General features: G+C 73.2%; 20 protein-coding genes. 12 read left to right on the top strand and 8 right to left on the bottom strand.

Annotated features, from left to right (window positions below; all coding sequences use genetic code 11):
* The first annotated feature begins 117 nt into the window (after nucleotides 1-117).
* The 8 genes from bufB to FJ694_RS10665 all read left to right on the top strand — a co-directional run bounded on the left by bufB (nucleotide 118) and on the right by FJ694_RS10665 (nucleotide 5,994).
* On the top strand, nucleotides 118-993 hold the full coding sequence (bufB, locus tag FJ694_RS10700) for an MNIO family bufferin maturase (RefSeq protein ID WP_157266796.1): 876 nt from the start codon (nucleotides 118-120) through the stop codon (nucleotides 991-993).
* The gene (locus tag FJ694_RS10695) at nucleotides 977-1,768 is read left to right on the top strand and encodes an HvfC/BufC N-terminal domain-containing protein (protein WP_157266794.1); all 792 of its coding nucleotides are present in this window, start codon (nucleotides 977-979) and stop codon (nucleotides 1,766-1,768) included. Before bufB ends, FJ694_RS10695 begins: the two co-directional genes overlap by 17 nt.
* Nucleotides 1,765-2,481, top strand: a complete 717-nt coding sequence (locus tag FJ694_RS10690; RefSeq protein ID WP_157266792.1) for a winged helix-turn-helix domain-containing protein — start codon at nucleotides 1,765-1,767, stop codon at nucleotides 2,479-2,481. The genes FJ694_RS10695 and FJ694_RS10690 overlap by 4 nt, the downstream gene beginning before the upstream one ends.
* Nucleotides 2,478-3,668, top strand: coding sequence for a sensor histidine kinase (locus FJ694_RS10685; RefSeq protein ID WP_232539980.1), 1,191 nt, complete (start codon nucleotides 2,478-2,480; stop codon nucleotides 3,666-3,668). The genes FJ694_RS10690 and FJ694_RS10685 overlap by 4 nt, the downstream gene beginning before the upstream one ends.
* Entirely contained in the window at nucleotides 3,665-4,819 is a 1,155-nt protein-coding gene (locus FJ694_RS10680; RefSeq protein ID WP_157266790.1) for a PAS domain-containing protein, read from the top strand. Before FJ694_RS10685 ends, FJ694_RS10680 begins: the two co-directional genes overlap by 4 nt.
* Nucleotides 4,820-4,908: 89 nt before the next feature.
* Nucleotides 4,909-5,442: an ankyrin repeat domain-containing protein gene (locus FJ694_RS10675; protein ID WP_157266788.1), complete on the top strand. Its 534-nt coding sequence runs from the start codon at nucleotides 4,909-4,911 to the stop codon at nucleotides 5,440-5,442.
* A 49-nt stretch (nucleotides 5,443-5,491) separates the two neighbouring features.
* A complete protein-coding gene (locus FJ694_RS10670) occupies nucleotides 5,492-5,725 on the top strand; it encodes a DUF3820 family protein (protein ID WP_157266905.1) in 234 nt (77 codons plus the stop codon).
* 5 nt (nucleotides 5,726-5,730) lie between these two features.
* A complete protein-coding gene (locus tag FJ694_RS10665) occupies nucleotides 5,731-5,994 on the top strand; it encodes a hypothetical protein (protein ID WP_157266786.1) in 264 nt (87 codons plus the stop codon).
* Between the two features lie 27 nt (nucleotides 5,995-6,021).
* Here the strand turns inward: FJ694_RS10665 and FJ694_RS10660 are convergent, their stop codons facing one another.
* Genes FJ694_RS10660 through FJ694_RS10640 form a run of 5 tightly spaced genes read right to left on the bottom strand, consistent with a single transcriptional unit; the run spans nucleotide 6,022 to nucleotide 12,523 of the window.
* The gene (locus tag FJ694_RS10660) at nucleotides 6,022-6,927 is read right to left on the bottom strand and encodes a hydroxymethylglutaryl-CoA lyase (RefSeq protein ID WP_157266784.1); all 906 of its coding nucleotides are present in this window, start codon (nucleotides 6,925-6,927) and stop codon (nucleotides 6,022-6,024) included.
* Complete coding sequence (locus FJ694_RS10655; protein WP_157266782.1) at nucleotides 6,924-8,933, bottom strand: acetyl/propionyl/methylcrotonyl-CoA carboxylase subunit alpha; 2,010 nt, start codon at nucleotides 8,931-8,933, stop codon at nucleotides 6,924-6,926. The genes FJ694_RS10660 and FJ694_RS10655 overlap by 4 nt, the downstream gene beginning before the upstream one ends.
* Before the next feature lies 1 nt (nucleotide 8,934).
* The gene (locus tag FJ694_RS10650) at nucleotides 8,935-9,732 is read right to left on the bottom strand and encodes an enoyl-CoA hydratase/isomerase family protein (protein ID WP_157266780.1); all 798 of its coding nucleotides are present in this window, start codon (nucleotides 9,730-9,732) and stop codon (nucleotides 8,935-8,937) included.
* Nucleotides 9,733-9,740: 8 nt separating this feature from the next.
* Nucleotides 9,741-11,348 carry a carboxyl transferase domain-containing protein gene (locus tag FJ694_RS10645; protein ID WP_157266778.1) on the bottom strand — a complete coding sequence of 536 codons (1,608 nt, stop codon included), beginning with the start codon at nucleotides 11,346-11,348 and terminating at the stop codon, nucleotides 9,741-9,743.
* Complete coding sequence (locus tag FJ694_RS10640) at nucleotides 11,348-12,523, bottom strand: isovaleryl-CoA dehydrogenase (protein WP_157266776.1); 1,176 nt, start codon at nucleotides 12,521-12,523, stop codon at nucleotides 11,348-11,350. The genes FJ694_RS10645 and FJ694_RS10640 overlap by 1 nt, the downstream gene beginning before the upstream one ends.
* 114 nt (nucleotides 12,524-12,637) lie before the next feature.
* On the opposite strand from FJ694_RS10640, the gene FJ694_RS10635 reads away from it, so the two are divergent.
* The 4 genes from FJ694_RS10635 to FJ694_RS10620 all read left to right on the top strand — a co-directional run bounded on the left by FJ694_RS10635 (nucleotide 12,638) and on the right by FJ694_RS10620 (nucleotide 16,251).
* Complete coding sequence (locus tag FJ694_RS10635) at nucleotides 12,638-13,708, top strand: AraC family transcriptional regulator (protein WP_157266774.1); 1,071 nt, start codon at nucleotides 12,638-12,640, stop codon at nucleotides 13,706-13,708.
* Nucleotides 13,709-13,752: 44 nt separating this feature from the next.
* Complete coding sequence (locus FJ694_RS10630; protein ID WP_157266772.1) at nucleotides 13,753-14,304, top strand: phosphatase PAP2 family protein; 552 nt, start codon at nucleotides 13,753-13,755, stop codon at nucleotides 14,302-14,304.
* A gap of 138 nt (nucleotides 14,305-14,442) precedes the next feature.
* Nucleotides 14,443-15,285, top strand: a complete 843-nt coding sequence (locus tag FJ694_RS10625) for an endonuclease/exonuclease/phosphatase family protein (protein WP_157266770.1) — start codon at nucleotides 14,443-14,445, stop codon at nucleotides 15,283-15,285.
* Nucleotides 15,286-15,330: 45 nt separating this feature from the next.
* On the top strand, nucleotides 15,331-16,251 hold the full coding sequence (locus FJ694_RS10620) for a pirin family protein (protein ID WP_157266768.1): 921 nt from the start codon (nucleotides 15,331-15,333) through the stop codon (nucleotides 16,249-16,251).
* A 10-nt stretch (nucleotides 16,252-16,261) separates the two neighbouring features.
* On the opposite strand, the gene FJ694_RS10615 is transcribed toward FJ694_RS10620, so the two are convergent.
* The 3 genes from FJ694_RS10615 to FJ694_RS10605 form a co-directional block, all read right to left on the bottom strand.
* A complete protein-coding gene (locus FJ694_RS10615) occupies nucleotides 16,262-17,515 on the bottom strand; it encodes a type II toxin-antitoxin system HipA family toxin (RefSeq protein ID WP_157266766.1) in 1,254 nt (417 codons plus the stop codon).
* Nucleotides 17,505-17,843, bottom strand: coding sequence for a helix-turn-helix domain-containing protein (locus tag FJ694_RS10610; protein ID WP_157266764.1), 339 nt, complete (start codon nucleotides 17,841-17,843; stop codon nucleotides 17,505-17,507). Before FJ694_RS10610 ends, FJ694_RS10615 begins: the two co-directional genes overlap by 11 nt.
* A gap of 78 nt (nucleotides 17,844-17,921) precedes the next feature.
* Nucleotides 17,922-19,673 carry a hypothetical protein gene (locus tag FJ694_RS10605; protein WP_157266762.1) on the bottom strand — a complete coding sequence of 584 codons (1,752 nt, stop codon included), beginning with the start codon at nucleotides 19,671-19,673 and terminating at the stop codon, nucleotides 17,922-17,924.
* Between the last annotated feature and the right edge of the window lie 155 nt (nucleotides 19,674-19,828).

Below are 19,828 nucleotides of genomic sequence, written 5' to 3'. Positions count from 1 at the left end.
ACGTTTCGGTCACGGAGCGCCGCGGCGATCGAGAAATCACTTTTCCATCACGGCCCCGGCAGCATGAAAGGCGCGGCCTAGACTTTCCCGGGAGTCTTCTTCGCACAGGAGCGCGCCATGCCCGCCGTCCCGCCGTCCCTGCCTCCTGACTGCGCCGGCATCGGCCTGCGCGCCGAGCACCATGCCGCGCTGCCGGCACTGCGCCCGGACATCGGCTTCGTCGAGGTGCATGCCGAAAACTACTTCGGCCGCGGCGGCGCGCCCTGGCACTGGCTGCGCCAGGCGCGCGCGCTCTACCCGCTGAGCCTGCACGGCGTGGGCCTGTCGCTGGGCTCGGCCGACCCGCTGCGGCCCGAGCATCTGCGCCGGCTGCGCGAGCTCATCGACGACCTGCAGCCGGCACTCGTGTCGGAGCACCTGAGCTGGAGCTCGGTGGACGGCCGCTTCGCCAACGATCTGCTGCCGCTGCCCTGCACGCGCGAGGCGCTGGCGCACGTGGTGGCGCGCGTGCAGCAGGCGCAGGAGGCGCTGGGCAGGACGATCCTGCTGGAGAACCTCTCCAGCTACCTGCGCTTCGATGCCGACGAGATGCCGGAATGGGCGTTCATTGCCGAGGTCGCGCGGCGCAGCGGCTGCGGCGTGCTGCTCGACGTGAACAACCTGTACGTGAGCGCGCACAACCACGGTTTCAACTGCGCCGACTACCTAGACGCCCTGCCCTGCGCATCGATCGCGCAGTACCACCTGGCCGGCTTCACGCACCGCCGCTTCGACGACGGCAGCGAGATCCTGATCGACACCCACAGCCGCCACGTGGCCGAGCCCGTGTGGGCGCTCTATGCCGAGGTGCTGCGCCGCTTCGGGCCGCGGCCCACGCTCGTCGAGTGGGACGCCGACCTGCCGCCGCTACCCACCCTCGTGGCCGAGGCGCAGCACGCCGCCGCGCTGATGCGCCGACACACCGCGGAGACCGCCGATGCCTGCCCTGCTTGAGACCCAGCGCCGCGTGATGGACTCGCTGCTGCAGCGCGGCGACCCGGCCGATGCCGCGGCGCTGCTGCGCCCCACGCCGGGGCTGGATGCGGCGCGGCGCCTGCAACTGCACCGCAACAACCTGTTCGAGAGCCTGACCGCCGCGCTGGCCGCCGTGTACCCGGTGACGCTGCAACTGGTGGGCGAGGCCTTCTTCCGCGCCATGGCGCGGCGCTTCATCCCGCAATTCCCCTCGCGCTCAGGCAACCTGCACGCCTTCGGCGCGGAGCTGCCGGATTTCATCCGCGGCTTCGAACCCGCCGCCGCCGTGCCGTACCTGCCGGATATGGCCGCGCTGGAATGGGCCCTTCACGCCGTCTACCACGCCGCGCCGCAGCCGGCGCTCGATCTACCGGCGCTGGCGGCGCTGGATGCCGGGCGGCAGGCCGCGCTGACGTTGCAGCTGCAACCTTGTGCCCGGCTGCTGGCGTCGAGCTTCCCGGTGCTGCCGCTGTGGCAGGCGCACCAGGGCGGCGCCGCGGGCGGCCTGGACGCCATCGACTGGCGCGAAGGCGCCCGGCTGCTGGTGGCGCAGCGCGCGCTGGAAGTGGAGTTCCAGCGGCTGGGCGCGGGCGAGCTGGCCTGGTTGCGGGCGCTGGATGCGGGCGAACCGCTGGGTGCAGCCTGCGGGTTGGCGCTGGAGGCGGAGGCCGGCTTCGACCTGCCGGCGGTGCTGCTGCGGCACCTGGAACTGGGTACTTTTCGTGCCCTGGACTGTGAAGGAGACACGCCATGAGTCCCCGCCGCGTGCTGGTGATCGAGGACGACCCGGACATCGGCCGCCTCGTGACGCTGCAGCTGGCCGAGCTCGGCTTCGAGCACCGGCTCGTCGCCGACGGCGTCACCGGCCTGGCCGAGGCCGAGGGCGGACGCTGGGACCTGCTGATCCTGGACCTGATGCTGCCGCGCCTGGACGGCCTGCAGATCTGCAAGCGGCTGCGCGCGCGCGGCGGCGGCTACCTGCCCATCCTGATGCTCACGGCCAAGTCCTCGGAGCTGGACCGTGTCCTCGGGTTGGAGCTCGGTGCCGACGACTACCTGGTGAAGCCGTTTTCGATGCTGGAACTGGCCGCGCGGGTGAAGGCGATCCTGCGCCGGCAAGAGCATTTCGAGGCCGCGGTCGCCGCGGCGCCGGCCGCCCCCGCGCTGATCGAGGCCGGCGCGCTGCGCATCGACCTGGACCGGCACGAGGTGCAGGTGTCGGGCAAGGCGGTGGACCTCACCGCCAAGGAGTTCGAGCTGCTGGTGCACTTCGCGCGCGCGCCGGGCCGGGTGTTCACGCGCGCGCAGCTGCTCGACCAGGTCTGGGGCTACACCCACAGCGGCTACGAGCACACCGTGAACTCGCACATCAACCGGCTGCGCAACAAGATCGAGCGCGACCCGGCGCAGCCCGCGCACATCCAGACCGTGTGGGGCGTGGGCTACCGCTTCGCGTCGCCGGCATGAGCACGGGCCGCGAAACCGGGCGCGACGCGCCGGCGCCGCCGCCGCTGGGCCACAGCCTGTCGGTGAAGCTCGCGGCGCTGCTGGCCGCGGCCTTCATCGCCGTGGGCGGGCTGCTGGTGGTGGCGACGCAGGCGATGTTCGAGCCTTCGCGGCTGCTGGAGCTGTCCACCGACGTGATGCTCGCCAGCGTGGTGTTCTCGCTGCTGGCGGCGCTGTGCGTGTTCCAGCTTTTCACCCGGCGCCTGAAGCGCCTGGCCGACGCGGTGGACGCGTACTACCGCCGCGGCGACTTCCGCGCGCCGCTGGCGCTGGGCGAGGCCGACGCGCGCGGCGACGAGATCGAGCGGCTGGCCGCGCATGTCGAGGGCATGTCGGCGCGCATCGCCGACCAGCTCGGCGAGCTGGAGCGCGTGGCCACGCGGCGGCGCGACCTGCTGGCCAACGTCTCGCACGACCTGCGCACGCCGCTGGCCTCGATGCAGGGCTACCTGGAGATCCTGCTGCTGCGCCGCGGCGAGCTTTCCGAGGCGGAGGAGCGCAACTACCTGGAGGTGGCGGCCAAGCACAGCGAGCGGCTGGGACGGCTCGTCAACGACCTGTTCCAGCTCACCAAGCTGGAGGCCGACGACGTGCACCCGCAGCGCGAGCGCTTCCCGCTGGCCGAGCTGGTGCAGGACGTGGCGCAGAAGTTCGCGCTCGATGCCGCGCAGCGCGGCCTGGCGCTGCAGGCCGCCTGCGGTGCGGCCATGCCGCTGGTGGAGGCCGACATCGGCATGGTCGAGCGCGTGCTGGAGAACCTGGTGGAAAACGCGCTGCGCCACACGCCCGAAGGCGGGCGCGTCACGCTGGCGCTGGGCCAGGCGGGCGGCCGCGCCAGCGTGGCGGTGAGCGACACCGGCGTGGGCATCCCGGCCGACGAGGTGGACAAGGTGTTCGACCGCTTCTACCGGGCAGACCGCACCGGCGCGCGGCATCACGCCGGGTTGGGCCTGGCCATCGCGCGGCTGATGGTGCAGCTGCACGGCGGGCAGCTCACGGTGCGCAGCACGCCGGGACACGGCACCACGTTCAGCTTCGACCTGCCGCTGGCGCCGCGCGGGCCGTCCGGCCCTGAAGGCACGCCGGACAACGCGATACAAGACGGCGTCCCCGGCGCGCAGACCGGCGGGACAATCGCCGCGCCATGAACGCCCCTGCCCCGAGCCGGCACCTCCTGCTGTGGGTGCCGGGCCTGCTGCTGGTGCTGGCCGCCGCGCTGGCCGGCTGGGCGCTGGCGCCGGGCGCGGCGGCGCTGGCGCCGGCGCTGGCGTGCGCGCTGGGGCTGGCCGGGCTGGTGGCGTGGCATTCGCGGCGGAGCGAGCAGGTGCTGCGGGAGCGGCTGGCCGAGCAGGCGCAGCGCGCGGGCGGGCTGCAGCAGGCGCTGTCGCGCGCCGAAGCCGAGCGCGCCGAGGCGCTGGCCGCGGCGCGTGCCGGCGAGCAGCGCTACGAGCTGGCGCTGCGCGGCAGCCAGGACGGCCTCTGGGAATGGGAAATCGCCGGCGACCGCATGCGGCTGTCGCCGCGCTGGAAGAGCATGCTCGGCTACGCCGAAGGGGAGCTGGCCGACACGCGCGCGCAGTGGCGCGCCTGCGTCGAGCCGCAGGACCTGTCCGCCCTGGAGCAGGCGCTGCAGCGCCACCTGGCCGACCCGGCGTGCCGCTTTGAAGGGGAACTGCGGCTGAAGCACAAGGACGGCGGCGTGCGCTGGGTGCTCACGCGCGGCGTGGCGCTGCGCCATGCCAGCGGCACGCCCTACCGCATGGTCGGCCTGGACACCGACGTGACGCGGCTCAAGCGCGTGGAAACCATCCTCGACGCCGTGGCGCGCGGCACCGCCGACACCTTCGGCGAGGCCTTCTTCCAGGCGCTGGTGCGCCACTTCGCGCGCGCGCTGGAGGTGGACTGCGCCTTCATCACGGAGTGCGCCGACCATCCCGCGACGCGGCTGCGCACGCTGGCGTTCTGGTCCGATGACGGCTTGCGGGACAACTTCGAATACGGCCTGCCCGGCACGCCCTGCGAGCAGGTGGTGGGCGGCGGGCGCACCTGCTTCATCCGCAGCGGGGTGCAACGCCTGTATCCGGTGGAAGCGGGCTACGAGGCCTACCTGGGCCTGCCGATCGTGGCGCAGGACGGGCAGGTGCTGGGCCACCTGGCGTTCCTGGACCGCGCGCCGCGCGGCGAGGAGCTGCTGCTGGAGTCGGTGTACCGGATCTTCACGGCGCGCGCGGCCATCGAGCTGGAGCTGCGCGAGCTGCGGCAGCGCGTGCGCGCGATCGAGACGGCGGCAGGGTCCTGACCGGCGGGAAAGCGGCCGGTACGCGGCCTGCTCATGCAGCACGGCTGCCGGCGCGGCAGCCCACGTCAATTTCCGGGAAGGACAACGCCATGCAGGACACCGCCGCCGCCAACAAACCGCCCATCGACGCCGAAACCCTCGACTTCCTGCACGGCGTGCTGGACTCGGTGCGCCGCGGCGACGCCGAGCGCATCGCCGACCTGCTGCGGCGCGGCCTGCCGCCCAACCTGTGCGACCACAAGGGCGACAGCCTGCTGATGCTCGCCGCCTACCACGGCCACCACGACACCGCGCGCGCGCTGCTGGCGCACCGCGCCGACCCGGAGCGGGCCAACGACCGCGGCCAGACGCCGCTGGCCGGCGCCGCCTTCAAGGGCGACCTGCCCATGGTCGAGCTGCTGCTGGAGCACGGCGCGCGCGTGGACGGCTGCGGCCCGGACGGCCGCACCGCCCTGTTCACCGCCGCCATGTTCAACCGGCTGGAGATCATCGAGCGGCTGCTGGCACGCGGCGCCAGCCCCACCGCGCGCGACGCCGCGGGCATGACGGCGCGCGAGGCGGCTGAAAAGATGGGCGCCGCGGACGCGGCACGGCGGCTGGCGCAACTGGAGCCGGCGCCCTGAAGCCGTCTTGCGCGGCCGGGCATTCGCGACAATCCCGGCCATGACGCCGATGAACCCGGACACGCTGCAGCAGCTCGTCACCACCACCATGCCCTTCGGCAAGTACGAGGGCCGCGCCATCGCCGACCTGCCCGGCTACTACCTCAACTGGTTCGCCCGCCAGGGCTTTCCCGCGGGACACATCGGCCGGCTGCTGGCCCTGATGCACGAGATCGACCACAACGGGCTGCGGCCGCTGCTGGAGCCGCTGCGCTCCGCGAGCGGCGGCGCCAAGAAGGATTGACCCCCATGCCCTTGGATGCCATTCAGACCGCCCTGGACGAGCTGCGCAGCGGCGCCCTGGACCAGGCCGCCTTCTGCCGGCGCCTGCGCGCCGTGACGCTGCCCGCCGAGCTGCCGCCCCGCTTCGGCGAGGTGCTGGGCAACCTGCTCGACCGGCTCGAATCCAGCGCCATGTTCGGCGGCGAGAGCTGCTCCTTCAGCACCGACGACCTGGCCGCCAGCGTGCAGGCCTGGCTGGACAAGGCGCGGGAGCGGGTGAAGGGAGGCTGATACCGCCCGCCGCTCCCAGGGCCGTGCTCAGCCCGCGCAAGCCGCCCGCAGCGCCCGCGTCACCTTCGAGCCCGGCTCGCGTCCCAGCACCCCGCTGATCCACGCCGACACCTCGGCCAGCCGGTCCAGGTCGATGCCCGTGTCCGCGCCCAGCCCGCGCAGCAGATAAACCACGTCCTCCGTCGCCACGTTGCCCGATGCGCCTTTGGCGTACGGGCAGCCGCCCAGGCCCGACACCGAGGCGTCGAACACGCGCAGCCCGAAGGCATACGAGGCGGCCACGTTGGCCACCGCCATGCCCCAGGTGTCGTGGTAGTGGCCGGCGAGCTGGCCCACCGGCACGCGCGCCGCCACCGCCTCCAGCATGGCCGTGACGCTGGCCGGCGTGCCGGTGCCAATCGTGTCGCCCAGGGAGACTTCGTAGCAGCCCATGCCGTGCAGCCGCGCCGCGACCTCCGCCACCCGCGCCGGCGCCACCGGCCCCTCGTAGGGACAGGCCACCACGCAGGAGACGTAGCCGCGCACCTTCACGCCCGCGATGCGCGCCGCTTCCATCACCGGCTCGAAGCGCTGCAGCGACTCCGCCACCGAGCAGTTGATGTTCTTCTGCGAGAAGGTTTCAGAGGCCGCGGCGAACACCGCGACCTCGGTCGCGCCCACTTCCAGCGCCGCCTCGAAACCCTTGAGGTTGGGTGTGAGCACCGGGTAGCTCACGCCGGGGCGGCGCGGCAGGCGCCGCATCAGCTCGGCATGGTCGGCCATCTGCGGCACCCACTTCGGCGACACGAAGGCCGTGGCCTCGATGTCGCGCAGCCCCGCGCCGGCCAGCCGCTCGATCAGCTCCAGCTTCACGTCGGTGGACAGTGGCTGCTTCTCGTTCTGCAGCCCGTCGCGCGGACCGACCTCGACGATGCGGACTTGATGGCCGCTCATGGCTGCGCCTCCCCGAACTCCACCAGCTCCGCCCCGTCCGCGACCTGCTCGCCCGGCGCGTAGTGAAAGGCTTTCACCATGCCGGCGCGCGGCGCGGCGATGGTGTGCTCCATCTTCATCGCCTCCAACACCAGCAGCGGCTGCCCCTTCTCCACCGCCGTGCCCGGCTGCGCCAGCCAGGCGATGACCTTGCCCGGCATGGGCGCGCGCAGGCCGCCCTCGGCCTCGTCGCCGCCGCCGCCCACGTGCAGGCTGTCCACCAGGCTCAGCGGCCAGCTGCGGCCCTCGAAAAAGACGTGCCGGCGCTCGCCGGCCGGCACCACGGCCGCGTGCAGCCGGCGCTCGCCCAGCTGCACCAGCAGCGCGCCGTCGGCGCCGGGCGTGGCGCGCGCCTCCACCGCCGGGCCGCCTTCCAGGGCGATGCGCCACGCCTGCCGCGGCAGCACCTCGACTTCGATGCCCTGGAACTGCTCGCCCAGGCGCAGCTGCAGCCGCCGCTGCGCGCGGCCGTTGAGGCGCCAGCCGTCCAGCGCCGCCCAGGGCGAGTCGTCCACGGCGCCGCGCTCCACGGCCTGCCTCGCCGCGCGCTGCTCGCGCAGCAGCTCGGCGAGTGCCGCGATCAGCCACACCGCCTCCGGCACCTCGCGCCCCGGTGGGAACAGCGCGTCCTGCTCGCGCTCGATCAGCCCGGTGTCGAAGCGCCCCTGCGCGAAGGCCGGCAGCGCCACCAGCCGCGCCAGGAACTCCACGTTGTTCTGCACGCCCACCACGCGGAACTGCGCCAGCGCCTGGCGCATGCGCGACAGCGCCTGCGTGCGGTCGGCACCCCAGACGATCAGCTTGGCGATCATCGGGTCGTAGTGCGGCGTGATCTCGTCGCCCTGCTCCACGCCGCTGTCCACGCGCACGTGCTCGCTCTGCGGCGGCGGCTGCAGGTGCAGCAACCTGCCCGTCGAGGGCAGGAAGCCCTTGTCCGGGTCCTCGGCGTAGATGCGCGCCTCCAGCGCGTGGCCGTCGATGGAGAGCTGCTCCTGCGACAGCGGCAGCGGCTCGCCGCAGGCGACGCGCAGCTGCCACTCGACCAGGTCCAGCCCCGTGATCATTTCCGTCACCGGGTGCTCGACCTGCAGCCGCGTGTTCATCTCCATGAACCAGAACGCGCCGTCGCCCTGCGCGATGAACTCCACCGTGCCCGCGCCCACGTAGCCCACGGCGCGCGCGGCCTCGACCGCGGCGCGGCCCATCGCCGCGCGGCGCTCCGGCGTCATGCCCGGCGCGGGCGCCTCCTCCAGCACCTTCTGGTGCCGGCGCTGCACCGAGCAGTCGCGCTCGAACAGGTACACGCAGTTGCCGCGCTGGTCGGCGAAGACCTGGATCTCGACGTGCCGTGGCTGCAGCACGTACTTCTCGACCAGCACCCGGTCGTCGCCGAAGGCATTGATCGACTCGCGCTTGCACGAGGCCAGCGCGGCCTCGAAGTCGGCCGGCCGGTCCACGCGGCGCATGCCCTTGCCGCCGCCGCCGGCGCTGGCCTTGATCAGCACCGGGTAGCCGATCTTTTCCGCCTGCGCCGCCAGGAAGCCGGGCTCCTGCTGGTCGCCGTGGTAGCCGGGCGTCAGCGGCACGCCGGCCTGCTCCATCAGCGCCTTGGCGGCGGACTTGCTGCCCATGGCGCGGATGGCCGACGCCGGCGGGCCGATGAAGACCACGCCCGCGGCCGCGCAGGCCTCGGCGAACTCCTCGTTCTCGGACAGGAAGCCGTAGCCCGGGTGGATGGCCTCGGCGCCGGTGGCGCGCGCGGCTTCGAGGATGCGCTCGCCGCGCAGGTACGACTCGCGCGCCGCGGGCGGTCCGATCAGCACCGCCTCGTCGGCCAGGCGCACGTGGCGCGCATTGGCGTCGGCCTCGGAATACACCGCGACGGTGGCGATGCCCATGCGCCGCGCCGTGCGGATGACGCGGCACGCGATCTCGCCGCGATTGGCGATCAGGATCTTCTTGAACATCTCATTGCTCCCTGATCCAGGCCGCCGGCCGCTTTTCCAGGAATGCCGACAGCCCTTCGCGCGCCTCCGGCGTGGCCCGCAGCGTGGCGATGCGCCGCGCCGTGTCCTCGATCACCTCGGCGCCGATGGGCCGGTCCGCCACGGCGCGGATCAGCTCCTTGGCCGCCGCCTGCGCCTTCGGCCCGCCGGCCAGCAGCGCCTGCACCACCTGCTCCAGCGCCGCGTCCAGCGCGTCGCCTTCCGCCAGCTCGTGCACCAGCCCCAGCTCCCAGGCGCGCCGCGCGCCGATGCGCTCGGCCGTCTGGAAATAGCGCGTGGCCTGGCGCTGCCCGATGGCGCGGATGACGTAGGGGCTGATGGCCGAGGGGATGATCCCGAACTTCACCTCCGAGGTCGCGAACACCGCCGCCGTGGAGGCCACGCAGATGTCGCAGGCCGAGGCCAGCCCCATGCCGCCGCCGAGTGCCGCGCCGTGCACGCGGGCGATGGTCGGCTTGCCGCAGGTGGCGATGGTGCGGAACAGCTCGGCCAGGCGCCGCGCGTCCTCCAGGTTCGCCTCCAGCGGCGCGGCGGCCTGGCGCTGCATCCAGTTCAGGTCCGCGCCGGCGGAGAAGCTCTTGCCTTCCCCGGCCAGCACGATCACGCGCACGGAGTCGTCCGCGTCCAGGTCGCGCATGGCCTGCGTCAGCGCCGCGATCAGCGCCTCGTCGAAGGCGTTGTGCACCTCCGGGCGGCTCATCACCACGCGCGCCACGCCCTGGGCGCCGCGCTCGATCTTCAAGGGTTGTTGCGTGCTCATCGCGGGCCTCACATCCGGAACAGGCCGAAGCGCGTCGGCTCGATGGGCGCATTGAGCGCCGCGGACAGCGACAGCGCCAGCACGCGCCGCGTCTGCGCCGGGTCGATCACGCCGTCGTCCCACAGCCGCGCCGTGGCGTAGTAGGGGTGGCCCTGGTCCTCGTACTGCTGGCGGATCGGGGCCTTGAAGGCCTCCTCGTCCTCCGCGCTCCAGCTCTGGCCCTTGGCCTCGATGCCGTCGCGCCGCACGGTGGCGAGCACGCTGGCGGCCTGCTCGCCGCCCATGACGCTGATGCGCGCGTTCGGCCACATCCACAGGAAGCGCGGCGAGTAGGCGCGGCCGCACATGCCGTAGTTCCCGGCCCCGAAGCTGCCGCCGATGATGGCCGTGATCTTGGGCACCTGCGCCGTGGCCACGGCCGTGACCATCTTGGCGCCGTCCTTGGCGATGCCGCCGTTCTCGTACTTGCGGCCCACCATGAAGCCGGTGATGTTCTGCAGGAACAGCAGCGGCACGCCGCGCTGGCAGCACAGCTCGATGAAGTGCGCGCCCTTCTGTGCCGACTCGCCGAACAGGATGCCGTTGTTGGCGACGATGCCCACCGGCATGCCGTGCAGCGCCGCGAAACCCGTCACCAGCGTGGCGCCGTAGCGGGCCTTGAACTCGTCGAAGCGCGAGCCGTCCACGATGCGGGCGATGACCTCGCGCACGTCGTAGGGCTTGCGGGTGTCGCGCGGGATGATCCCGTACAGCTCCTCCGGGTCGTAGCGCGGCGGCTCGCTGGCCTGCAGCGCCACGGTCTCGGGTTTGCGGTGGTTCAGCCGCGCCACGATGCGCCGCGCCAGGTAGAGGGCGTGGCCGTCGTTCTCGGCCAGGTGGTCCGCCACGCCGGAGATGCGCGTGTGCACGTCGCCGCCGCCCAGGTCCTCGGCGCTCACCACCTCGCCGGTGGCGGCCTTCACCAGCGGCGGGCCGCCCAGGAAGATCGTGCCCTGGTTGCGCACGATCACGGTCTCGTCGCTCATCGCCGGCACGTAGGCGCCGCCCGCGGTGCACGAGCCCATCACCACCGCGATCTGCGCGATGCCCTGCGCCGACATGTTGGCCTGGTTGAAGAAGATGCGCCCGAAATGGTCCCGGTCCGGGAACACCTCGTCCTGCTTCGGAAGGAAGGCGCCGCCCGAGTCCACCAAGTAGATGCAGGGCAGCCGGTTCTGCTGCGCGATCTCCTGGGCACGCAGGTGCTTCTTCACCGTCATCGGGTAGTAGGTGCCGCCCTTCACCGTGGCGTCGTTGGCGACCACCATGCACTCCACGCCCTGCACCCGGCCGATGCCGGCGACCACGCCGGCACTCGGCGCCTCGCCGCCGTACATGCCGTGCGCGGCGAGCTGGCCGATTTCCAGGAAGGGCGAGCCCGGGTCGAGCAGCTGATTGACGCGCTCGCGCGGCAGCAGCTTTCCCCGCGCCGTGTGCTTCATCCGCGCGGCCTCGCCGCCACCCAGCGCGGCCAGCGCGGCCTGCTCGCGCAGGTCGGCCACGACGGCGCGCAGCGCCGCGGCGTTGGCCTTGAACTCCTCGGAGCGCGGATCGACGCGGCTGTCCAGCGCCTGCATCACAGCGTCTCCGCAAACAGCTCGCGGCCGATGAGCATGCGGCGGATCTCGCTCGTGCCCGCGCCGATCTCGTAGAGCTTGGCATCGCGCCACAGCCGCTCGACCGGGAACTCCCGGGTATAGCCCACGCCGCCCAGCGCCTGGATCGCCTCGCCAGCCATCCAGGTGGCCTTCTCGGCCGAGTACAGGATGGCGCCCGCGGCGTCCTTGCGCAGCGTGCGCGCATGGTCGGCCGCGTCGCAGGCCTTGCCGACGGCGTACACGTAGGCGCGGCAGGCCTGGTGCGTGGTGTACATGTCGGCGAGCTTGCCCTGCATCAGCTGGAACTCGCCGATGGCCTGGCCGAACTGCTTGCGCTCGTGCACGTAGGGCACGACCGCGTCCATGCACGCGGCCATGATGCCCAGCGGCCCGCCGGAGAGCACGGCGCGCTCGTAGTCGAGCCCGCTCATCAGCACCTTCACGCCGTTGCCCACGCCGCCCAGCACGTTGTCCTCGGGCACCTCGCAGTCCTCGAAGAACACCGGATAGGTGTTCGAGCCGCGCATGCCGAGCTTGTCGAGCTTGGTGCCGAAGGACAGGCCCTTGAAACCCTTCTCGATGATGAAGGCGGTGATGCCCTTGGGGCCGGCCGCGGGGTCGGTCTTGGCGTAGACGATCATCGTGTCGGCGTCGCCGCCGTTGGTGATCCACATCTTGGCGCCGTTGAGCACGTAACGGTCGCCCCGCTTCTCGGCGCGCAGCTTCATGCTGACCACGTCGGAGCCGGCGCCCGGCTCGCTCATGGCGAGTGCGCCGACGTGCTCGCCGCTGACGAGCTTGGGCAGGTAGCGGTCCTTCTGCGCGGCGCTGCCGTTGCGGTGCAGCTGGTTGACGGCCAGGTTGGAGTGCGCGCCGTAGGACAGGCCCACCGAGGCCGAGGCGCGCGAGACCTCCTCCATCGCCACGATGTGCGCGAGGTAGCCCAGGTTCGTGCCGCCGTACTCCTCGCTCACCGTCAGGCCGTGCAGGCCCAGGTCGCCGAGCTTCTTCCACAGGTCGGCGGGGAAGAGGTTGTCGCGGTCGATGGTCGCGGCGCGCGGGGCGATCTCCCTGGCGGCGAAGGCGGCGACCGTGTCGCGCAGCATCTCGATGTCCTCGCCGAGGCCGAAGTTCAGGCCGGGAAGCTGGGTCATGGCGTGTCTCCTGGTGTACCTGGTGTGTGGGGTGCGCAGCAGCGTCGCAGCGTAGGCCCCCACGCGGCACCGTGGCGGCCAGCGAGGTTGCAAAAGCTGCCAAACTGCACTGCCATGAGTTCTCCTCCTGACAACGCCCCGGCCGCCGTCACGCCCATGGCCTTCGTCCGGTGCATCGCGCTGGCGTTCGAGCGGCGTGGGCTGGATGCGGCGCCGGCCCTGGCGGCGGCACAAATCACGCCAGCGCAATTGCACCGGCCGGACGCGCGCATCACCGCGTTGCAGATGGAGCTCGTCTCCGCCGCCGCGATGCAGGCGCTGGACGACGAGGCGCTGGGCTGGTTCTCGCGCCGCCTGCCCTGGGGCAGCTATGGGCTGCTGTGCCGCGCCAGCACCGGCGCCGCCTCGCTCGGCCTGGCGCTCAAGCGCTGGTGCCGGCACCACCGCCTGCTCACCGAGGACGTGCTGCTGCGGCTGGAGGTGGCCGGCGACGCGGCGCGGCTGTCCCTCGCCGAGCAGTGGCCGCTGGGCGAGCTGCGCGAGTTCTGCCTGGTGACGCTGCTGCGCTACGTGCACGGCTACGCCTGCTGGGCGGTGGACTCGCGCATCCCGCTGCTCGAAGCCGCCTTCCCCTTCGCACCGCCGCCGCATGCCGACGCCTACGCCCACATGTTTCCCGGGCCGGTGCGCTTCGGTGCCGACGCCGCCGGCTTCGCCTTCGACGCGCGCTACCTGGCGCTGCCGCTGCGCCGCGACGAGGCCGCGCTCAACGCGATGCTGAAGCGCGCGCTGCCGCTGACGGTGCGCCAGTACCGGCGCGACCGGCTGCTGGCGCAGCGCGTGCGCGAGCGGCTGCGCCAGCAGCCCGGCGCCACGGCCGAGGACCTGGCGGGCGCGCTGTTCCTGTCCGCGCGCAGCCTGCACCGGCAGCTGCAGGAGGAAGGCGCCTCGCTGCAGGCGCTCAAGGACGCCGTGCGGCGCGACATCGCGCTGGAGCTGCTGCTGCGCGGCAACCGGCCGATCAAGCAGGTGGCGCAGGCGGCGGGCTTCGACAACGAAAAGAGCTTCACCCGCGCCTTCAAGGGCTGGACGGGCGAGGCGCCGGGCGCCCTGCGCGAGCGCGCGAAGCTGGCCGCGGCAGCAGGTGGTGGCGACAGCGGTGGCACCGGCGCCGGCCCCGCTTAAGCGGCCTGCAAGGTCCGCCGCGCGGCGGCGGGGACAATGGCTCGATGACTACTTCCCCCATTTCCCTTCGCCGCGGCGCCGCCGTGCTGGCGCTGTGCGCCGCCACCTCTTCTTCCTGCTGGGCCGACGGGCACGAGCGCGCCGGCACCGTGCTGAGCTGGGCGATGCCCGCGGGCGTGGCCGGCTACGAGCTCTACAGGGGCGAGCGCGAGGGCGCGCTGCAGTTCGGCAAGGCCTTCGTCGTGACGCTGGGCGCCACCGAGGTGCTCAAGCGCACGACCAACGTCGAGCGCCCCAACGGCGAGGACGACAAGGCTTTCCCCTCCGGCCACGCCAGCCGGGCCTTCTCGGCCGCGACCTACGTGCACCGGCGCCACGGCATCGAGCACGCCTGGCCGATGTACCTGGCCGCCAGCTATGTCGGCTGGACCCGCGTGCATGCCGACGAGCACCGCTGGCGCGACGTGGTGGGCGGCGCCGCGCTCTCCGCCGCCGTCACCTGGTGGCTGGTGGACCCCAAGGACGACGCCCGCGTGACGGTGCTGCCCATCGTCGGCCCGCGCGCGGCGGGGGTGCAGGTCTCGGCACGCTGGTGAGGCGCGGCACCGCGCCCGCCGGCCGCGCCTGACAACTTTGCTTGCAGTCGCGGCGCGCCAACGGGTTCACAGTCGCGCCAGCCTCCGCGGCGCAGGCATTCCAACTGCCCGCCGCTTTTCAACCCGGGAGGAGCCCTTGTGAAACTCGTGACCTGGAACATCCAGTGGGGCTGCGGCCGAGACGGCCGCGTGGACCTGGCGCGCGTGCTGGCCCATGCCCGCGCGCTGGCCGACTTCGACGTGCTGTGCCTGCAGGAAGTCGCCGACGGCTGGCCGGACCTGCCCGGCGGCGCGCCCGGCAACCAGTTCCGAGACATCGCCCGCGCCCTGCCCGGCTTCGCCGCCGTGGAGGGCGTGGCCGTGGACCTGCCCGGCCCGGGCGGCGCGCGCCGCCGCTTCGGCAACCTGCTGCTGTCGCGGCTGCCGGTGCTGCAGGTGCTGCGACATCAACTGCCCTGGCCGGCCGACGCGGCCGTGCCCAGCATGGCGCGCGTGGCCATCGAGGCCACGCTGCGCGCGCCTTTCGGGCCGCTGCGGGTGCTGACCACGCACCTGGCCTACTACTCGCCGGCGCAGCGCCTGGCGCAGGTGGAGCGGCTGCGCGAGCTGCAGCGCGAGGGCGCGGCGCACGCGCGGCGCCTGCGCCCGGCCGGCGAAGGCCCGTTCGCGGCGCTGCCGCGCGGCGGGCCGGCGCTGCTGGCGGGTGACATGAACTTCAGGCCGGATTCCATCGAGCACGCGCGGCTGCTGGCGCCTTTCCACGACGGCACGCCGGCCTGGCACGACGCCTGGGCGCGGCTGCACCCGGGGCAGCCTTGCCCGCCGACCTTCGCGCCGCACGACGGGCCCGCGCCCGAGGCGCCCTACTGCTGCGACTTCGTCTTCGCCAGCGGCGACCTGCTGCCGCGCCTGCGCGCGCTGCGCGTGGACACCGCCACCGACGCCTCCGACCACCAGCCGCTGCTGCTGGAGCTGGGCTGAGCCTCTTTTCCCCGACCGATCCACCACCGCAGGGAGCACGCCGCCATGGATGCACTGGAAACCATCGTCATACCCCGCAGCTCCGACCTGGGCGACGGCTTCGTCGTGCGCCGCGCGCTGCCGTCGGCGCAGCGGCGCATGGTCGGGCCCTTCGTGTTCTTCGACGAGATGGGGCCGGTGCGCTTCGAGGCCGGGCGCGGGCTGGACGTGCGCCCGCACCCGCACATCGGCCTGGCCACGGTCACGTTCCTGAGCGAGGGCGAGATCCTGCACCGCGACAGCCTGGGCGTGGTGCAGCCGATCCGGCCCGGCGAGCTCAACTGGATGACGGCCGGGCGCGGCATCGTGCACTCCGAGCGCACGCCGCCGGGGCTGCGCGACGGCGGAGTGAACCTGGCCGGGCTGCAGCTGTGGGTGGCGCTCCCGAAGGCGCACGAGGAGGCGGAGCCGGCCTTCGCGCACCACGGCGCCGACGAGCTGCCGGTGATGGAAGCCGGCGGCTGCCGGCTGCGCGTGATCGTGGGCGGCTTCGAGGGCGCGCACTCGCCGGTGAAGACGCTCTCGGAGATGTTCTACGTCGAGGTGCAGCTCGCCGCCGGCGCGCAGCTGCCGCTGCCGCCGCTGCACGAGGAGCGCGCGGCCTACGTGATCGAAGGGCAGGTGTCGGTGAATGCCGAGGACGCGGCGCACGGGCACGGGCCGCAGCAGCTGCTCGTCTTCAAGACCGGCGAGCCGGTGGTGCTGCGCGCGCTGCAGGCGCCGGCGCGGCTGGTGCTGCTGGGCGGGCCGGCCATGGACGGGCCGCGCTACGTGTGGTGGAACTTCGTCTCCAGCTCGCGCGAGCGCATCGAGCAGGCGAAGGCCGACTGGGCGGCGCGGCGCTTCCCCGACGTGCCGCAGGAGACCGAGTTCATCCCGCTGCCCGAGGAGCGGCAGCGGCCGGCGCCGCCGGTGAGCTATCCGTGAGCAGCCAGGCTCAGGCTGGGAACCACGCTGCGCCCGGCATCGCCGCACAAACCTGTGCGGCCAGGCGCTCGGGACAGCCGTGCCGCAGCAGTTGCTCCATGACGGCGCTGTGGATCGTGTCCCACTGCTCGCGCACCATCCCGGCCGCCTCCGCCACCTCGTAGCCGTAGGCCTGCGGCTCCGACAGCAGGTTTTCGAGCGTGACGGCGGCACCGTCGCGGCCGAAACCCAGCGCCAGGAACATGCGCGGCGTGCGTGGCCGGCAGGTCAGGTCGAAGGCCGGCGACAAGGCGAAGAAGCCGTCCCCGGTGGACAGGAAGCCGGTGTTGAGGTCGTGGTCGTCGGTGTTGCCCACCAGGCAGTTGAAGGCGATGCGGCGGTACAGCTCACGGATGTCCTCCTGGGGCGCACGCTCCCACTCGCGCATGCGGTGCGCGAGGTTGCTGTACGAACCCATGAAGGAGTACTGCTGCACCTCCGGACGCGACCACAGCAGCGTGCGGGCGCTGGCATAGGCCACCCGCGAGTAGCGCCCGTCGCCCAGCGGTTGGCGATCGAAGCGCTCCACCAGCAGGACCGGTGCATCGCCGACACGCACGACGCGATGCCGTGGCACGCGAATGCCACAGGAGGCCGCCACGCTCAGCAGTGCCGCTTCCAGCACGGGCACGGGCGGCCGGTCCGGACGGTCCGCCGCGCTGGGGAACTTGGCCAGCCACAGCGCGCCCTCGTGCCCGACAGTGGTCTTGGGCCGGGCGCCGCCAGCGGACGTGCCCTGCAGCAGCAGGTCGTGGTCCTCGGGCGCGACGGGCTCGCCGGCCTCGATGGCACGGTGCAGTTCCAGCAGCCGCTCCAGCGACGCGATGGCCGGTGGCTGCGCGGCTTCGGGAGGCCTGTCAGCAGCGATGCTGAAGCCCAGGGCGCCCACCGACTGCCCGCGGGCATGCAGCAGGTAACCCAGCGGGTCCTGCGGCCCGTGCAGCCGGTCGATGAGGCGCCGGCCCCAGGCGTCCGGCCCGGCGTCGAGCAGCACCGCGAACCAGCCGGACAAGTGCGAGGCCGTGAAAACCTGCGCCTGCAGGGGCAGTGCCACGGGATCGATGGCCAGCGCCTGGCTGCGGGCGAGATAGCTGCGGCCGTAGACGAATTCACCCACGGCGCCGCCGGCCGTGCGTCGCTGCGTGAAGCGCCCGCACACCACCGGTTCCGCCTGCCCGGGCAGGTGCACCCAGACGAAAGCCTGGGCGGCGAGCTCAGAAGTCATTGCCCAGATCCTTGCGTGGCAGTCGCACGCGCTTGTCCGCCACGGACAGCTCCAGCGCCAGCCCGTCGCGGTCGAGCCCGGGGTCAGCCAGCAGGTCCAGCTCGCGGGCCAGGCCCAGCACGGTGAGCACGCTGAGGTAGGCGCCGAAGGCCGTGGTCGGCGCACCGCGCTCCACGGCCTCGACGGTGGAGCGCGACAGGCCCGTCTTCTGCGCCACGTCTTCCAGCCGCAGCCGCCGGCGCTGCCGAGCAATGCGGATGCGCGCGCCCAGATCAACGGCCTGGCGCAACGCGGCAGGGTCCAGCGACAACTGAGGTGCGCGTGCCATAACAGGCATTATGAGCCTCAAGGCCTGCCATAGCAGGCATGGCACGCCTGGAAATAGCCGTTCGCCGGCGGTGCCTGCTCAGGCCCCTTCCGCCACCGGCTGCCCCGCGGGCAGCGCCTTGGTCAGCACGATGAGGTTGCCGCGGCCGTCGTGGAAGGACAGCACCTCGTCCATCGTGGCGCGCACCACGTCCAGGTCGCGGTCCAGCGGGTCGAGCAGCAGTTCCGCCGGCGGTGCGTCGTCGCGCAGCATGACCTCCAGCCCCGCGCCACCCAGGCTCAGCAGCAGCTGCGCCGACGCCTCCGGCATGCCCGGCAGCTGCTGCCGGATCAGGTGCGTGAGCAGCGCCTCGACGCACAGCCGGGCATCCGCCGCCAGGTCGGGCTGCGGCGCCAGCGCCTTGCCCACGGCCTTGCACACGCGCAGCACCTCGTCGTCGCGCAGGAACAGCCGCAGGTCCAGCAGCAGCCGCTTGCCGGGCAGCATGGCCGCAGGCAGGTCGTGCACGGGCATGGGCCGTGGCGCGGCGGCCTTCGCCGCCAGAGCGTCGGGCGACTGCAGCGCCTGCTGCAGCACGCGGGCGCGCTGCAGGGCGTCGCTGTCCATGGGCGGCGGGTGCAGCGTCAACTTGCCCGGCACGTCGGCGGGAGCCGTCGGCGCTGGCCCGGTGTCAGGCACGGCGACGGGCGCGACTTCGAGCGACGGCGCGGCCGCGGTTGCGGCGACGGCCGCGGCGTTCACCGGCTCCGGGCCATGCGCGGGCTGCGTGTTCGCGGCGGGCCAGGCCGGCTGCCGCGCGTCGCCCTGCGCCAGCGCGGCGATGGCGTGCACGAGCGACGCCATTTCGCCGCGCGGCTCCAGCGGCGTGGGCATGAAGTCGGGCTGCACGCGCAGCACGGTCGCGTACTGGATCAGGCGCCGCAGCGAGCGCCGCGTGCGCAACTGGAAGCCAAGCAGGAGGTAGGCGGTGAGGACCCAGGTGCCCGCCAGGGCGCCGGCCAGCAGCAGCAGCCGCTGGCGCAACTGGGCATGGCGCGCGGCCAGCACGCCGTCCGCCGCAGTGACCGTGGCCTCGAACAGCGCGCGCGCCTGCGGCACGGCGGCCTGCGCCGCGGGAATGGCGTCGGCCGCCTGGGCCGGCGCCGCGTCCACGGCCGGCTCCGGGCGCGCCAGCGCCTGATGCAGCTGTTCGAGCTGCTGGCGCGGCGCGGCGGCGCCGAGCGTACCGAGCTGGGCCAGGCCGGCCTGCAGCCCGGGCTGCATGGCGGCCAGCAGCAGCCGGGGCTCGGCTGCCTCGGCGGGGGTGTCCTGCGGCCGGCCCAACGCCTGCAGCAGCCGCGGCAGCTGCGTGGCCAGCAGGTCGGCGGCGGCATCGAGCCGGGCATCGAGGAACAGGCCGTGCACGCGCGCGCTCTCGCGCATGAGCGCGCCCAGCGCGTCGAGGGCGGCCGCCTGCGCGGCGGCCTGGCGCGGCGAGTCCGGGACTTCGGCGGACAGCGCCTTCCAGGCGCGGTCCAGCCGCTCGGCCTGCAGCGCCAGCCCGTCGGCCTGGGCGCGGCGCAGCAGCGCCTCGACGGCCGCGTCGGCGCCGGGGGCCGCCGGTGCTGCCAGCGCGGCGAACGCCTGCTCCTGCGCCACCAGCGCCTTCAGGCCCTGGCGCTCCAGGCCCACGGCCTTCATTTGTGCGCGCCATTGCCAGGCGAGCAGCCCGCCCGGCGCGGCCAGCGCGCACAGCAGCGCGCCGACGAGCAGCGCCCGGCCCCAGGGCCCCAGGCGGGCGGACAGCGCCATGGCCGGCGCGAACAGCGACGACGCCCCGGACAGGCTCATGGGCGAGCCTCCAGACCGGTCAGGCGGGAAAGGCCGGCACGCGCCGGCGAGTGGTGAAACATCCGCATCGGACGTCCTTCTTGTTCTGGGAGACGGGTGATCCGAGCCGGGGGACGGCGCCCGGCCAACCGGGCTTTATAGGACGCTGCGGCGCC

Origin of the sequence: Azohydromonas aeria (genome assembly GCF_009760915.1) — a bacterium.
GTDB lineage: Bacteria > Pseudomonadota > Gammaproteobacteria > Burkholderiales > Burkholderiaceae_C > Azohydromonas > Azohydromonas aeria.
Note: the sequence above shows the minus strand (reverse complement) of the source record. Positions and strands in the feature narration are given on the sequence as shown.

Bases quoted from the DNA above. Each gene is read 5' to 3' on its own strand.
- bufB (WP_157266796.1), top strand. From the start codon at position 118: ATGCCCGCCGTCCCGCCGTCCCTGCCTCCTGACTGCGCCGGCATCGGC.
- FJ694_RS10695 (WP_157266794.1), top strand. From the start codon at position 977: ATGCCTGCCCTGCTTGAGACCCAGCGCCGCGTGATGGACTCGCTGCTG.
- FJ694_RS10690 (WP_157266792.1), top strand. From the start codon at position 1,765: ATGAGTCCCCGCCGCGTGCTGGTGATCGAGGACGACCCGGACATCGGC.
- FJ694_RS10685 (WP_232539980.1), top strand. From the start codon at position 2,478: ATGAGCACGGGCCGCGAAACCGGGCGCGACGCGCCGGCGCCGCCGCCG.
- FJ694_RS10680 (WP_157266790.1), top strand. From the start codon at position 3,665: ATGAACGCCCCTGCCCCGAGCCGGCACCTCCTGCTGTGGGTGCCGGGC.
- FJ694_RS10675 (WP_157266788.1), top strand. From the start codon at position 4,909: ATGCAGGACACCGCCGCCGCCAACAAACCGCCCATCGACGCCGAAACC.
- FJ694_RS10670 (WP_157266905.1), top strand. From the start codon at position 5,492: ATGAACCCGGACACGCTGCAGCAGCTCGTCACCACCACCATGCCCTTC.
- FJ694_RS10665 (WP_157266786.1), top strand. From the start codon at position 5,731: ATGCCCTTGGATGCCATTCAGACCGCCCTGGACGAGCTGCGCAGCGGC.
- FJ694_RS10660 (WP_157266784.1), bottom strand. From the start codon at position 6,927: ATGAGCGGCCATCAAGTCCGCATCGTCGAGGTCGGTCCGCGCGACGGG.
- FJ694_RS10655 (WP_157266782.1), bottom strand. From the start codon at position 8,933: ATGTTCAAGAAGATCCTGATCGCCAATCGCGGCGAGATCGCGTGCCGC.
- FJ694_RS10650 (WP_157266780.1), bottom strand. From the start codon at position 9,732: ATGAGCACGCAACAACCCTTGAAGATCGAGCGCGGCGCCCAGGGCGTG.
- FJ694_RS10645 (WP_157266778.1), bottom strand. From the start codon at position 11,348: ATGCAGGCGCTGGACAGCCGCGTCGATCCGCGCTCCGAGGAGTTCAAG.
- FJ694_RS10640 (WP_157266776.1), bottom strand. From the start codon at position 12,523: ATGACCCAGCTTCCCGGCCTGAACTTCGGCCTCGGCGAGGACATCGAG.
- FJ694_RS10635 (WP_157266774.1), top strand. From the start codon at position 12,638: ATGAGTTCTCCTCCTGACAACGCCCCGGCCGCCGTCACGCCCATGGCC.
- FJ694_RS10630 (WP_157266772.1), top strand. From the start codon at position 13,753: ATGACTACTTCCCCCATTTCCCTTCGCCGCGGCGCCGCCGTGCTGGCG.
- FJ694_RS10620 (WP_157266768.1), top strand. From the start codon at position 15,331: ATGGATGCACTGGAAACCATCGTCATACCCCGCAGCTCCGACCTGGGC.
- FJ694_RS10615 (WP_157266766.1), bottom strand. From the start codon at position 17,515: ATGACTTCTGAGCTCGCCGCCCAGGCTTTCGTCTGGGTGCACCTGCCC.
- FJ694_RS10610 (WP_157266764.1), bottom strand. From the start codon at position 17,843: ATGGCACGCGCACCTCAGTTGTCGCTGGACCCTGCCGCGTTGCGCCAG.
- FJ694_RS10605 (WP_157266762.1), bottom strand. From the start codon at position 19,673: ATGAGCCTGTCCGGGGCGTCGTCGCTGTTCGCGCCGGCCATGGCGCTG.